Genomic DNA, 14,756 nt, shown 5'->3' with positions numbered 1-14,756 from the left:
TTGATTGAAGCGAAAAAGAAGCTGAAGCCAGATCGGGCTCCAACTTCTTTTTATTTTGAAGTTTCGAGTGAGGTGCAGTCATCACTAGAACATTGGAGGGGAATATTATACGAAATCGTCAATTTGAGATCGTTCTCTATTTGCTGAAAGTGAAAAAAGCTACTCATAAAGAGTTGGCAGATACATTTGAGGTCAGCATTAAAACCATTCAAAGAGATATTGATAAGTTATCTATGATGGGTATACCCGTGACGTGTAAACAAGGAAATCAAGGAGGGATATATATAGAAGAAAGCTATAAGTTATCCAAAAGTTTTTTGACTAATGAAGATCTACTAACGATTACATTTGCGTTATCTATGTATGATAGTATCTCCACAAAAAAACATAAGGATCGTGTGATGAAAAAGCTGGCGCTTATTTCACCGGAGTTAGTCCATCTATTCGAAAGTGATGCGGACGATTATTTGGTTGTGGATCTTGTAGAAGAAAAGATTGATATGACGGAAAGTATCTATGAGAAAATAAATCATGGTCTGGATGAAGAGACATTTCTTACGATTGAAGTGAATGAAGAGCAAATGACGGTTGCGCCTATTAGTTATGTATTACGGCCGGAAGGATTATATTTGTATGGTTTTGCGAAAGAATATGTACTGATTAAGATCTCTACCATTATGCAAGCGGAAATCACTGACATGGAATTTGAAAGGAACTTTATCCCGTATAAAAATAATAAAGAGATCATTCTCAAATAAGACATTAGGTGTCCTATTTCAAGTGTTATGATGAAGCTCGGAGGGATACATGATGAACAATACTATATATGAGAGCCAATCAGTAAATAAATTAATTATGACATTCTCACTTCCAGCCATATTTTCTTTAATCATAGAAACGATGACTTCGGTTGTGGATACATCCTTTGCGGGACATTTAGGAAGCCAAAGTGAAAGCGCATTGACTGCGATGGGATTATTATCCCCACTTCTCGCTGTGTTTGTTGCCCTTCAAACACTTTTTGCGATTTCTACAGCCATTATGATTTCCAAATATTTGGGTCGGAACGATCGATTGAAATTGAACAATTATTTCAAGAGCGGGTTCATCATGACGCTCGTTGTCAGCATAAGTACGTCCTTACTTGTTTACTTGTTTATGGATTCAATCCTATCCGCTCTTGGTGCTGAAGCGGAAGTATATACTCTCGCTCATGACTATTTGAAAATTATTATTGTAAGTAATATATTCAGTGCTGTTGGCTACACACTGACAAGTACCATACGGGCATTTGGAAATCCAAAAGCCGAAGCCATTATTATTGTTCTTTCTGTAGTGATCAACATCGTAAGTAACGCAATCCTCACATTCGGCTTTCAGTTAGGTATGGTAGGCATTGCGCTAGGGACTCTCATTAGCGAATTGGTATGTGCTGTACTGGCAATCATGTATCTTGTGAAGAACAAAAACTGGTTTACATCGAATCGATTTTCCGTTCGAGCGTTCTTCACGATGTCGTATAACATGTTTAAAATCGGATTTGCTCAAACCACTATTCAATTGTTGGCAGGAGTCACTGCATTTATTGTGAATTACCAGCTACTAACGGTTGGCGGCAATTCCCACATCGCATTGTGGAATATTGCCAATAAAATGTACTTGCTCATGTTAATGCCGATCATAGGGATTACACAAGCTGTGCAAACCATTATTGCTTATTTCAATGGAAAAGGCGATGAAGTGAAAAAGCTGATGGTCGTGAAGAAAACTGTACAATATTGTTTCTTTTACGGTATCGGCATTACGGCAATAGTTTTCTTGTTCGGAAAGTATATCCTCTTACTATTCACAGGTGATCAAGAAATTATAGAATCGGTCATGTCCATCATCCACGTGATTTTCATCACGTTCCCGGTACTTGGCGTTACATATACCATCATGACGTTGCTTCAAGTTACAGGAAGCGAAATGAAAGCAGTGATCATCGGGATGACGAGACAAGTCGTTTCCGTTATTCCATTAGTTGTGCTATTACCGTATATATTCGAGAAATATGATATTTTCAACATTACTCCTTCATTTTCCGTCTTCTTTGCGATTCCGCTAGCAGATATATTGACGCTTGCTATTGCTTTACTATTCTTTAGGAAAGCTAAAAAAATCCCAAATGTAGATCATGATAGGTAAATAGTGCGTGAAAAACTGTACACCAAAAGAAGTTGAAGCCATTCGTAGCCTCAACTTCTTTTGTGTGTCGGGGTCTTAAACTGTCATCACTTTCATTCCAACTAGTATTTTCAAAGAATACTGTTCAACAGTATACTTAACGTCACAATACTAAGCAGTGTAGATAGCAAAGTAATCATCGAAACCAGTTCCGGCTCGGTATCAAATTCAATCGCATACATAGTCGTCGTAGCCGCTGTCGGCATTGCTGAAATAATGATGAGGACGGTCCCTACTAGAGGATCCATACCTACGAACAGCACGAAAACAAACGCGAGTATAGGCGCAATGACCATTTTCAGTACTACGCCTGAAATGACCACTTGCCAATTGGGCTTCTTACGGATCACTGTTCCTAGTTGCATGCCTAGCATGATCATCATGACCGGAATCGCGGCATCCCCGACCATGGACGTCGTAGACATAATCGATTCTGGCATTGTAATGTTGAAATACTGGAAAACGAAAGCGAAAATCGCCGCATACGTTGTCGGCATTTTAAAGACCATTCTAATAGATCGACCTATGCCACTCGTACTGCGTGACGCGTAATATACACCGAAGAAATTGTTTTGCAGTGATTGAATTACCATGATGAATATGGCATAAGGCAGTGCTTTTTCCCCTAAACTGAATAACACGACCGGCAAACCATAGTTTCCCGAATTCATGAAACCTGTGGCCAGTATAGAAGCACTTTCTACTTTTTTATCCCATTTAAAGATTTTCGCAATGATTTTATTGAGTGCAACCATCGCATAAAAAAGTGCAAACATATACATCAGGATCGTCATATAACTTGCATTAAAATCAGCCTTATATAATGACGAAAAGACAAGAGCAGGCGATAGTATGTAAATCGAAAGTGAAGAAATTGATTTAATGTGTAGGCTTTTGACTCTTTGTAAAATGAATCCTACTATGAATACTGAAATAATCGGTAAAATAACTGTAAAAAATAATCCCATTTATACACCTCTAACGATCCTATCATCTCACTAGCTGGATGAGACGTACGTGTCTTGGGTGAACTTCCAAAACACCTTACAGATTCCATACTAATAGTAATCTTGTAGATTGTCTCCTTATATGAAATATTCATGAGAAAACTACATACAAAAGAAGTTACCGCTCTGTTTGAGGTGTAACTTCTTTTGTGTACTATAATGACATCAAATTCACTACGACATAGCAGATTTCCATCATCCCTCTGCTATAAGTCTGTCATAGATTGCTTCCAACTCGTCGTCCCCCATCTTCTCTACATAACTCATCGAATAATGTGAGCGCAAGCAGATCACCAAGATCAGTACTCCGCGTTCTTCCACGGTCATGCACCCACCTCCACCAGATACAGCACATGCTCTCCTGCTTTTGCATGGCCCACATATGCTGGGTAATTCATGATTTCTTTCTTATGCTCATACAGGCATTCCTCGGCGCCTGTTTCCATAAAGGTCATGCGTTTGATCATCAGTCGGTCCGCTCGTGTGATATTGCGTTGTGGTTCGCGAAATAATTCTTCATGTAGTCGGTAGACATCCAATGAATGCTCTGCCAAATAAAAAGCGTACCAGTCATCGGGACCGTCCATGACAAATAATTTTATGTTGCCGATATTCAAGTCGTTTTTCTCCATCATTCGCTTAATTTCCACTTCGTCAAATTCGATTGTTTGTAGTTTTTTACTGTCATCCTGGAATGTCACTTGATCTTTCAGTAAAGCCCAGTAGATGCTGTGCGATAAGTGGGATAAGTCCATTTCTAGTGCGTAGTCGAACATGTCTTGAACGGTGATCATCTGTTTTCTCCCCTTTTGTAATACTCTGTATCGATATCATATAGCTTGCCAGTTTCTTTGCTGTAGATGGCCGTGATCGTGCCGGTCGGTCCATTGCGGTGTTTGGCAATATCAATTTCCAGTAGATTCGTTGGCGCTTTGTCTTTTTCGTAATAATCTTCACGATGGAGAAGCGCAATGACGTCGGCGTCTTGTTCAATATTTCCTGAATCACGCAAGTCACTCATGACGGGATGTTTGTCGTGCCGCATTTCAGACGCTCTTGATAGCTGCGATAAGACGACGACGGGACAGTCGAATTCTTTTGCCATCGCTTTTAATTCATTGCTGATCTGTCCGATTGCTACCGTTTGATTGTTTACATTGCCTTCAGGACGGATGATTTGTAAGTAATCGATGAATATGATCGGTCGTTTCGTCGGATTGGTTTTGATGATATACCGAGCTTTTGCTTTGATTTCTCTGACTGTCATACTGCTTTTGTCGTTGATGTGGATCCCCGCACCGTTCAAGTAATTCAGCGTTGGCGTCCATCGATCTTTTTGTGGTTCGGTAAAATATTCATACGGGTCACGCATTCGTAATCGATTGTATTCACCTGTCGAAGCGATCATTCGGTCAATCATTGTGTTACGATTCATTTCAAGCGAGAAGACAATCGGCATATGTCCATCTCTGCTAGCTTGCAGTGCGAAGTGATTGAGCACGTCCGTCTTTCCCATAGATGGCCGACCCGCGACGACGATGTACTCACAGTCTTGGAAGCCGTTCAGGATTTTATCCAAATCGATTAATCCTGTCGATATGCCAGGTTCTGTTTGATCCGGCAAGAACGGTCTTTCGAATTGAGTGAGTAGATAGTCCGATAATATAGTCACCTCTCTACCGCTATTCAATTCATCCAGTTCTTCCAAGGCATGCACTACGTCATCCGTGCTCCAATCATGTTCAATCGCTTGCTGTAATATCCGTGCCGTTTCTTGCTTTTTCCATTGGTCGATGATCATCTCTTCGTATTCGTCAAAACGTACGACATTCGCAAATCGTTTGAGTCCATATACGTAATTGACTCCTCCTAGTTCGCTCGGTTCTCTCCTTGTCAGAACGGTAATATAGTCTACCGGTTTCCCTTCTCGCGCCAATTCCCGCATGACCGTGTAGATCGTTTGATGCACATGCCCTTGGAAAAATCTCGCTTGCATGTGGCTATCGAGAATTAAATAATTTTCTTCAAACATCGCACCTAGCAAGCTTTTTTCAGCAAATTCGTAACTCATATTCATTCTCTCCCTTTTCGAAATCTAATGTGGGTGACGCATAGGCTTCCAATCCGTTCGATCGAGCCATTTCAGATGGAGCTTCATTTAAGTAATTCTCAAATTTCTCTGCTTTGAATAATGTGGACGGTTGCAAGTAATTGTGAAACTGCGGATGATGTAGCCACTGCGCCGCCTTGGTATCGATCACTAGTTTGAAATCGTCCAGTGTGTAGCCTTCTTCGATCCGCTCATGGAGAAGGTCCAGCGTTGTATTCGTATGATGCTTGAATCGCTTGAACGCTTTTTTGTTTAAATACTCAATGACAGAAGAAATAGTGGCGAGATCTTTCTCGCTATATCTTTTTTTCTTTGTAGTCTGTTTAAGTTCTTTGGTTATTGCTGGGAGCGAAATGTTCTCCTCAGACAGACTTTTTTGTTCGACTCGATCGACCGTTTCCGTCTGCTCGAAGGGTACAAATTCGCCGCACGTCTGTGACAGCTTTTCATAATCAATGCGATACCATTTCGTTCGATCCATCGGCATCTTATTGTATGCAGAAGTAATGATCAGTTGGTCTGTTTCCAATTTTTTCACTAGCCTCTTTACGACGTGCATCTTCCAACACGGGAACTCACACGTCCACTCTTCATACGTGTTATACACCCATCTGTGGCCCTCTTTGTGGTTTTTAGATATTTGCAATCGGTAATGCAGTTGCTGGAGAAACAGCGCTTCGTTCGTACCGACTATCGCTGCAAACTGTGGCGAAAATGGTATTTTGATATCTCGGCTATGTTGTTTCATAATTCCGTGCCTCCTGTTCAGTTGCTTAATGATTTGCCTTTTCATTAGTCATATAGAAGAATTATTCAAAAAGGATACTGATTTTTTATTTTTATTTTTATAAAGTTGAAAATTGCACAAAAAAAAGAAGTTACGGCTCGTGTTTTGAGCTGTAACTTCTTTTTTGTATGATCTTTTGACTACTTATAGTATGTACTGAACTTTATTTCCAATTCACTGTTGGATTTTTCGTTACGCAATCTATATGCACATTCGTTTTAATCTTTCCACCAAATGTATGATTGGACCCAAATGCGACGTGAATCGTTTCATAGGCTTTTTCATCTTCAAGAATATTGCCGGTTAAACGAGCTGCGTGATTTGTTCCAATGCCTAGTTCGCATAAGTATCGTCCGTCTCCATCGCCTAGCAATTCCAGTAATTTCTTTCCATCCTGTCCACTAGCGTCGATTAATCGGCCTTTTTCTATCGTTAACACAATAGGCTTCGGCACTAGCCCAATACCTGAAATCGATCCATTTATCTCGATTGTTCCTTCCGCTTCACCTTCAAGCGGTGCAATATATGCTTCACCAGATGGGAGATTGCCAGATGCAGCTTTTCCACGGAATACCCCTGTACTTGGCACTCCATTACGACCGTTTACTGGAATGACTAGCTCATGTGCAGCTCCCGTTTCAATAATGACCGTATGGGCATCTGTTAATTTGTCTGTCATACTAAGCGTTTCTTTTTCTACACGGCTGTAATCTGCAGACATTGCACCATTTAAGAACATATCTTCTGTAATACCTGGCATCGTGATAACGCTGATTCCATGAGTGTTAGCATTCTTTCTAGCGACTGTATGAGTCAATGAATGTTTCGTTAAACAGAACACTAAATCATATTTCAACATTTCATCTGCAGCTTCTTGCGGTGGTTCCTCTCCAGGCCTAGTACGATCTTCCATAAGATACGTGCGTACTTTCCAGCGATCCTTTTGCAACGCATCTGAAAACTTCTTACCCAACTCCTCAGTACTCATATCCATCAGCACCAAAGCATTAATGTCTTTTGTCACTTCAAAGTTATTTACCATTAACGTAGAAACTGTTTCTTGAAAGCTTTTCAATCTGCTACACCCTTTCTTTTTGATAAATATACACTATATAACACAAATACTAACGCAATAAACGTTCCCGCTCCTACTGGCTCATGCAATAGGAAATAGCCTAATAAGATCGTCGTAATAGGCATTAAATACGTAATCGATAGTGCAAAAATTGCTCCACCTGACTTTACTATATAATAAAACAATAAATTCCCTATACCAGAGTTGACCCCGCCTAGTAACAGAAACCAATAGACGTTTTGGCTGTCTGTAAATCCTTGTAGACTGTTAGCATCCACCGCCAACATAATAGGACCTGAAAAGAGAATACCCGCTGTCATGGAACAAAGAGAAATCGTCACGACTGAGTACATCGTTAAAAACTTCCCTGTCAAAACAGACGATAATGCATAAAAACTTACCGCTAAGAGTAGTACAATCGCACTCCCTATTTGGAAGCTCTTCGTCTCCGCCGAACCAATTGCAAAAGCTATAAAAACTCCTGTAAATCCAACTATGACACTAATAACAGCTGGCTTTTCTACTCGTTCTCTTAGTAAAAATATAGTGATTAGCACGCCAAAGATTGGGCCAGTGGCATTTAATACAGCACTGATTGTCGTGTCTAAGCTCTGCAGACTGATGCTCATAAGTATCCACGGAATTCCTGCACTTAGCAAAGGGATGCCCAATAGTAAAGGAACCTTATCCCATGTAAACTTTCCTTTTCCTTTCTTCGTTAGATAGAAAGGTAATAACGTCAGCGCACCGAATAAGCAGCGGTAAAATACAATAGACACAGGATGGAAGTCCGGCAACAATAGCTTGGTAAAATAGAACGTCGAGCCCCATAGTATGCTGAGCATGAATAAAGCGATAACCGGCATGTTACTCCCCCCTATGAAAAATAGACCCGGAAAAACCGGGTCTATCCAGACAGATACTCAGATAGGACTCGCGCAATTAAAGTACGAGGTAAGATAACCGGTAGCCCACTGTTCTCTACAGCATCCAATTTATGCTTCTCATTGTATCCCATGCAATCAAGTACAATCAAATCTACCCCTTGTTCTTGCAAGGCGCGAGCAGCTCCTGCAATATCACTCTTTTCATAGGGGGATGCCACTTCAGCAAACAATTTTAGTTCTTGCTGATTCCACTTTGCTAGTAATTTCTCTCGTTGTTCTTCTAATGGAATGATCAGCCCAAGTGAACCTGTTGGTAACATGGCGCTAACCATATGATTTAGCACTTTATCGGGATAAATAATAGGTTGTGTCGTGTGCAAGGTTGGGAAATCACCCGTACATAACATCAACGTGATATCCGTTTTACTCTCCAGTTCGGTTAATTCTTTTTGCAATAAAGGAAGGAGTTTGCTTTTCCCGATTTTTACGGACTGACCATTTCGCATTCTGGAAATATAGATTGTATCAGTGTCATCGGGTTGGACAGAATGAATAGTTTCGTCCGTCAAGCTGTCCAATCCTCCACTTTCTATAATGGTGACGTCTGATCCCATAACGATTTGAATAGTTGGCGTCACATCTGTTCGCGGCGACTGTCCGATTGTCAAGACACCTACGACTTTCTTTGTCATTTTCCTTCATTACCCACTGTTTGAAGATGCTTCATGGAACCATATAGCATTTCCAAACGCTCGAATTCTTTTTTATCGTAGAATTCGATTTGACCTCTTGTAAATTCTTTAGCAATTTCGATTGTAAATCGGACCGCTTGCGCTATGTCCACTTCATGACTCGCACCCGTTCCGCTACCTGGCACAGCCGTTTTTGCAGTGATTGCCAGTCCCACAACGGGTGCATCAGTAGCGACTGCAGGCTGTAGAATACTGTTGATGTGATAGACATCATTCCCGTAAGGTGTAATATCCTGTGTAGTCACTGCAAATGTTACAGGTAGATCCCCTGTTGTCATTTCCATGATTCGAAGTAACTCATCACTGAATTTCAGTACATATCCAGATTTCACAGTGGGTGATAGCGCAATACCCCGATGGTTAAATACGCGATTTCCTTTTGTCGTATCGATGGAAACTACCGCTTCCATCTCGGGAACTACTTCATATTGATTCATCGTCAAGATATCTACTGGCGATCCCATGAAATCAACTGGTTCGTGTGGTTGTGTAGGGGCAGTTGGACAAATGTGTGTAGTGATAATGACGTCACCAGGTAAACGATCGCCTTTTATTGACATATTAGCAAGTTTGACGCCAATTGCGACCGCAGCTGCTGCTCCATCTCCATCTGATACAAATCCTATTCTGTGAGGACGGGCACCTAATCCCCCTAAACGCCCAACGATTCCTAGTGTTTGTGCTTTTCCACCGCTAAGTTTACCTTCCGTTCCTTTGATAACAATTTTTACGAAGTCTGTAGAACCTTCAACTCCTGTAACTGTTTCATAAGAGGCGTCACAATGTTCAAATCCCTCAAATAAATCGACTACTCGTTTTCCGCTGGCGTTGATATCATCTAAGACTTCCATAACGTCCATTGTATATTTTAATGACATAGGTATACATCCTTTTCAAATAATATTTTTATTAATAATCGGTTCAATCACACGTAATAATTTTTCATTAAACATCGTCGAGCTTAATTTCAAATACTCTTTCGGTACTGAAATGACTGCGATCTTCATTCCTTCTTCTAGCTCTGCACTGACAACAGGCATGCCGGTTTCTGCGTTAAATGTCATAATGAGGTCAGGGAACGTACCTTTTCTTTCCCCATTCATTTCCACTGTCATGTATTCATTCCAAAACGTCACTTCAAGATCATCTACTTGTACGAAACCAACGTCAAATCCATTTACTGCTTTTAAATCAAATTTGCTGATGGTACCTGAATGAATGACCCGTCCTTTTAAATGGGTAGCTACCGCCTCAATACGGTCAGGACCTTCTACCGAAAAGAAGACTTCACCAAGTTCTATAGCTTGTGAAATGCCACCGACCGCGGCATGTTCTTTAATATGACGAATAGATACAGGGTTTCTGCAAACCCCTACCATGCCACCTGCTTCTACCGAGACTGACCGCACAACGTTGGATGAAATGTCTAGCGTACTAGAGATGACACCTTCTACTCGTCGATCGCCTTCTCCGCCCGCAAATGATTGAATGGATACGTAGCCTTCCTCTTCCGATAAATTTAAAGATCCCATGGAACCCGTTGGATGGGCTCTACCGTTACATGGTGCATCCAAAAATGGAAGTCCCGTTGCAGCTGCTTGGAGCCAGCCGTTGATAGTGGTAGCCGCTCCGTTTTCATTTGTCATGAGTGCTTTAATTGGTTCTGAAAACTCTTGCTGGACTCGTTCTACTGTTGAGACAAGCTGTTCACTATTGATATACACATCTCTTGCGGATGGTGCGCCAACTAGTGATACACATGCTACATAATCTCCATCCTCTAATTCATCTATGGTAATAAGTTGTGGTGAACCAAGAGTAAAGGCTTGCTCTGTTTTTTCTAAGCCATCTGATATCCAGCCACCGCCACCCCCGCCTAAAATACAGCCTCCATAAACTCCATTAATTGCATCATCTTTTGTAAGTGTTCGTATAGTCATAATTGTTCCTCCATTACTTTACTTTCCATAGTGACGTAAAGAAGCTGTAGATCGCATCCCCAGCGATAAATCCTGCTGCCATGGTGTACATTGTAGATTCTGCTTCTGGACCTTTTACCTTCAATACAATAAATCGAATGGTAATACCAGCAAGTACCGCCCAGCCGGCGATTGGATTAATAATCAATAGACCTGTCGCGAACAAGATACCCATTTGTCGTTTAGGACCGCCGATTAATTGGATGAGCGCGCCTGGAATTGCCCATAGAAGAAGTAACATGCCAACATTTCCGCCCAAGCCACTTTCAATCGTAGTGGCATAGACAAGATCTACTGGCGGTACAAGATCCTGTGCAAAGAAGGAATCATGGAAAAGTGCTACCATGACAATCGCTACACCAAAACCGATTAATGAACTTTTTAATTGTTGTCTACGACCAAATAACTCAATTGCTTTCTTTTCGTGACTACGCAAGATCGCACCTGACTTAAAGTCATAACCTAAATCAGCAAATGCTGGACCAGTTGCAGCTGTAAAACCAGTAAGTAGTGCAAGTGCAATCGGTGGGAAGCCTAACATCATACCGATAAGCAAGGCAATCAATGTCACCGCGAATGCCGGGAACCAACCGGAATGCATGGCTGCAATTCCGACGATAATTTCACTAGCTAATGCAGCAAATGCCGCGAACAGTACAAACATAATTGTTTGTGTTACTGACATGTCCCCGATGATACCGCCAATAACCGCTAAAATAAGAGCCGCCACTAAATACAGTAGAAAACCGATACCAAATCCTTTTTTCACATCATTGTCTGAACGTGTGTAGCTATAGTCGCCTTTCTCTTCACGCTGTGTATTCTTTTGTTTCTTCGCCTGCCAAAGCGTGATGACAAATTGTAGTAAAGCAACTGAGCCCGCACCAATCATCATGCCGTGTGGAATATAGAATTCATTTAAATCTACACCAAACATCGGTATGGAATAGCCACGAAGCAATAAGCCAATACCGAACATAAGTAACGCCCAAATATTTCCGATGAATGCCACGCCAAAAGCCGACATCGCGATACCAAAGTACGATCCGATTAAGCCAACTCCAATACCGATACCAAGGAACTTTGCTTTTGAACCACCTTGGTCTCCAGCTTTTAATGCCTCAGCTGTCGCAATACCAGGTGGCCATGCTTCGTTGGCTCCAAATAATTTCGAATCAAATACTTTGTAGAGAATGAATACATCGATGAACAAAGCAAGACCCGCACCGATCAGCATCGGTGTAATTAGTTCTGGCATTCCCATTACAAATGGAAGGCCAATCGGAATGAGCAAACTATTCGCCGCTCCGAATGTTGCCGCTGATATGGAAGTCTGGATAAGATTTTGATTCTCTATGGAACGATACTTATAAAACATCTGCATTGGTATTCTAGCGATTAGCATCGCAACCAATGCACCGATAATCGATGTATTCGGCGTGATTCCTAAAGTTGTAATCAACTGCATCCCGATTATTGCACCAAATATTGAAATGATAATCGAAAAAATAACAAATGGTAAATCAAATGTTTTTGTCTTTGTATTCATCCCTTACCCTCCTTTGTAAATTGCTTATATACGAATGCCTGCGCTTCTACCAAATCAATGATTGGTATATGGATTTCTTTTGATAAATACTCTTTAAGTCGGATCGTAGAGAACCCTGTACAAGCAAACAATATGACATTTGCCCCCCACTTCACTGTTTCATTCGCAAGTGCTAGTAATTCTACTTTTGCTTGTTCTGTAAATAGATCTGTAGTTTTTTGTAAGTTTGGCGAATATGAATAGGTATAAAAGCGGTCACCTAATTCATCGATGATATTTTTCGGAATCGTATTCGTAATTCCTATCACTGCGACTTTTCGCCCTGCTTGCATAGCCGCCTTTGCTCCACATTCACCTGCACCCATTACATAAAAATCTACTAACTCCTTTAACTCTTGTAACGCTGGATCGGCTGCACAACTAATCGTTATTGCGTCCACGCCAGGTTCTCTGATGAGTTCTTGAGCGAGAGAAATGATCTTTGGCACAGCTTCTGCTAGCGTCGTAGGATCGTAAATGCCATTTGGCTGATCTTGAATACAGCGTGTAATCGTTTGAATTTGATCTGTTTCCCACATGTGTCTTCCATGCTCGAGCAAGATCTTTTCATCATCTGTCGTGAGCACTCGAATGATTCCCAACATTCCCACCACTCCTTTGACCAACTATAAATAATTAAACTATTCAATGTAATGCCAGTAGTGCGCAATATTCAGTCAACTATATTGCACATAATTTACACAATAAAAAATAGACGTTCTAAGACGCCTATCTATTTAAAGATTTTATTCGCAAACAAAAGTTCAAAATAAAACGATTTTCTGCTTCATCAATATTCATTTGCAATAGTTCTTGTATTTTCTGCAGTCGGAATGTCAGTGTTCTTCGGTGTATGAACAATTTTTCCGATGCCTTTGTAACATTACCATTTTCATTCAAATATACTTCTAACGTATGTAGTAACTCTTTATTTTGATCGACAAATAATGGTTCTAAAATACTTTTAGTATAGTTTTTCACTACATTTTGAGATGTTAAATTAATAAGAATTTCATATATACCTAATTGATCATAGGTGTAGAAGGTCTCTTTTTTTCTAATAAGTCGTCCGATTTCCATGGTTTTATCCACCAACCGAATACTATCCGCCAACACGCGATTGTCTTTTTCTATCGGAGCTACTGCAATTGTCAATGAGTGGATACTATCTGCAATCACTTTTTCAAGTGTTTTCATAACAGATACATCCTCATTTTTTGCGCGATCTACTAGTGCATAGTAGTGCCCATGCTTTTCGAACAATGTAAAAGAGCACTCTGGAATGTCTTCCATAATAAATAGCAACTCTTTCAATACTATATTTGAATAATCAATGACATAATGCGTTAGTGTATCATGTTTTTCAAACCAGCTTGCATGGAAGCGAATAATGAAGTGCTCTTTCATTTGAAATTCTTGCTCATCCGCTTGGTTGAATTGCTCCAGACGTTTAAGATGTTCAATTCGCTTTTTTTGTAGGTAGAGCTGTTCATTCATAAATAACTCTTCTATCTTTTCCACGATCTCTTTCAGATTTTCGATTGGACTATTGCTGGCTTCTAGTTTTTCAGTATACGGTATATGAAGCATTCCAAAGATATATTTGTTAGATAGTAACGGCATGATCAAGATATTGCGAAAACCATCTATTTTTAGCAATGTTCCACCAGTTTGTATAAGTGATGTCTTTAATTCTTCGGAAAGCTCTTCATAATTCGTATGGATTGGTTTAGAAAATAGGGTGTTGGAATTGCGCCAACCATTCGGAAGAAATTTTCTTGTGCAATAGAGCAGAGAACACTGTACATCTTCTATATATAATGGCCCTCCAATAATTTCACTCAATTCTTCCATTGCTTTTGAAAGTGAGGCAAAGGATTTGGATTCAAAATCTATGAATGGTTGATAGGAGTTTTCCTTTAGCTGCTTCTCTTTGTATAGTCGCTCATATAGGGGGGCCAGTACATTGATATACGAAACGTTTTTAGGTATAACAATAATAGGAAAGTTTTCTTTGTTTGCAATAGCCAACATTTTTTCAGGCAATGCATCTACGAATCTACCCAGTTTGATAACAATTCCTGCTGCATTTTTATCAATCAATGTCTGAACGATTTCAATTTGCTTTTCTATATCATTTTTAATCGAATAAAATGTTGTCATCACTAATATCCCCGATGTAACCCAGCTGACTACTTCAGGAACTTCCATTACTTCGATGGAGGTGATTTCACGTGTTATACCTTCGGATCCAGCAATAGTTATACTTTTCGTCAAGTCACCAATCGTTAGCGCTTCTTGAATATTCATCTGCATCCCTCCTAAGTTAATAGTATACAATATAC

General features: G+C 40.3%; 15 protein-coding genes. 2 read left to right on the top strand and 13 right to left on the bottom strand.

Annotation, left to right across the window (positions count from 1 at the left end):
• Positions 1-149 precede the first annotated feature (149 nt).
• Together SporoP8_RS10940 and SporoP8_RS10935 are read left to right on the top strand one after the other, a co-directional pair.
• Positions 150-758: a helix-turn-helix transcriptional regulator gene (locus SporoP8_RS10940; RefSeq protein WP_232319257.1), complete on the top strand. Its 609-nt coding sequence runs from the start codon at positions 150-152 to the stop codon at positions 756-758.
• Positions 759-807: 49 nt separating this feature from the next.
• Entirely contained in the window at positions 808-2,187 is a 1,380-nt protein-coding gene (locus tag SporoP8_RS10935; RefSeq protein WP_085132522.1) for an MATE family efflux transporter, read from the top strand.
• Positions 2,188-2,297: 110 nt separating this feature from the next.
• Here SporoP8_RS10935 and SporoP8_RS10930 read toward each other — a convergent pair whose 3' ends face one another.
• From SporoP8_RS10930 to SporoP8_RS10875, 13 genes are all read right to left on the bottom strand, one after another.
• Positions 2,298-3,194 carry an AEC family transporter gene (locus SporoP8_RS10930; RefSeq protein WP_085132521.1) on the bottom strand — a complete coding sequence of 299 codons (897 nt, stop codon included), beginning with the start codon at positions 3,192-3,194 and terminating at the stop codon, positions 2,298-2,300.
• A gap of 234 nt (positions 3,195-3,428) precedes the next feature.
• A complete protein-coding gene (locus SporoP8_RS16890; RefSeq protein ID WP_269747672.1) occupies positions 3,429-3,560 on the bottom strand; it encodes a hypothetical protein in 132 nt (43 codons plus the stop codon).
• Entirely contained in the window at positions 3,557-4,027 is a 471-nt protein-coding gene (locus SporoP8_RS10925; RefSeq protein ID WP_085132520.1) for a hypothetical protein, read from the bottom strand. Before SporoP8_RS10925 ends, SporoP8_RS16890 begins: the two co-directional genes overlap by 4 nt.
• Positions 4,024-5,304 carry a replicative DNA helicase gene (locus tag SporoP8_RS10920; protein ID WP_198166001.1) on the bottom strand — a complete coding sequence of 427 codons (1,281 nt, stop codon included), beginning with the start codon at positions 5,302-5,304 and terminating at the stop codon, positions 4,024-4,026. The genes SporoP8_RS10925 and SporoP8_RS10920 overlap by 4 nt, the downstream gene beginning before the upstream one ends.
• Positions 5,285-6,091 carry a conserved phage C-terminal domain-containing protein gene (locus SporoP8_RS10915; protein ID WP_198166000.1) on the bottom strand — a complete coding sequence of 269 codons (807 nt, stop codon included), beginning with the start codon at positions 6,089-6,091 and terminating at the stop codon, positions 5,285-5,287. The genes SporoP8_RS10920 and SporoP8_RS10915 overlap by 20 nt, the downstream gene beginning before the upstream one ends.
• Positions 6,092-6,293: 202 nt before the next feature.
• Positions 6,294-7,205: an aminopeptidase gene (locus tag SporoP8_RS10910; RefSeq protein ID WP_232319140.1), complete on the bottom strand. Its 912-nt coding sequence runs from the start codon at positions 7,203-7,205 to the stop codon at positions 6,294-6,296.
• Positions 7,202-8,071 carry a DMT family transporter gene (locus tag SporoP8_RS10905; RefSeq protein ID WP_085132517.1) on the bottom strand — a complete coding sequence of 290 codons (870 nt, stop codon included), beginning with the start codon at positions 8,069-8,071 and terminating at the stop codon, positions 7,202-7,204. Before SporoP8_RS10905 ends, SporoP8_RS10910 begins: the two co-directional genes overlap by 4 nt.
• 41 nt (positions 8,072-8,112) lie before the next feature.
• Positions 8,113-8,784, bottom strand: a complete 672-nt coding sequence (locus tag SporoP8_RS10900; protein ID WP_085132516.1) for an AroM family protein — start codon at positions 8,782-8,784, stop codon at positions 8,113-8,115.
• Positions 8,781-9,722, bottom strand: a complete 942-nt coding sequence (locus SporoP8_RS10895; RefSeq protein ID WP_085132515.1) for a DUF1177 domain-containing protein — start codon at positions 9,720-9,722, stop codon at positions 8,781-8,783. Before SporoP8_RS10895 ends, SporoP8_RS10900 begins: the two co-directional genes overlap by 4 nt.
• Positions 9,723-9,737: 15 nt before the next feature.
• On the bottom strand, positions 9,738-10,784 hold the full coding sequence (locus tag SporoP8_RS10890; protein WP_085132514.1) for an S-methyl thiohydantoin desulfurase domain-containing protein: 1,047 nt from the start codon (positions 10,782-10,784) through the stop codon (positions 9,738-9,740).
• 13 nt (positions 10,785-10,797) lie between these two features.
• Entirely contained in the window at positions 10,798-12,372 is a 1,575-nt protein-coding gene (locus SporoP8_RS10885) for an OPT/YSL family transporter (RefSeq protein WP_085132513.1), read from the bottom strand.
• Complete coding sequence (locus tag SporoP8_RS10880; RefSeq protein ID WP_085132512.1) at positions 12,369-13,016, bottom strand: aspartate/glutamate racemase family protein; 648 nt, start codon at positions 13,014-13,016, stop codon at positions 12,369-12,371. The genes SporoP8_RS10885 and SporoP8_RS10880 overlap by 4 nt, the downstream gene beginning before the upstream one ends.
• 124 nt (positions 13,017-13,140) lie before the next feature.
• Entirely contained in the window at positions 13,141-14,721 is a 1,581-nt protein-coding gene (locus SporoP8_RS10875; RefSeq protein ID WP_158232386.1) for a PucR family transcriptional regulator, read from the bottom strand.
• Between the last annotated feature and the right edge of the window lie 35 nt (positions 14,722-14,756).

The sequence above is a fragment of the Sporosarcina ureae genome, assembly GCF_002101375.1.
GTDB lineage: Bacteria > Bacillota > Bacilli > Bacillales_A > Planococcaceae > Sporosarcina > Sporosarcina ureae_B.
The sequence above is the reverse complement of the archived record's forward strand: the minus strand, read 5'-3'. Positions and strand labels throughout refer to the sequence as shown.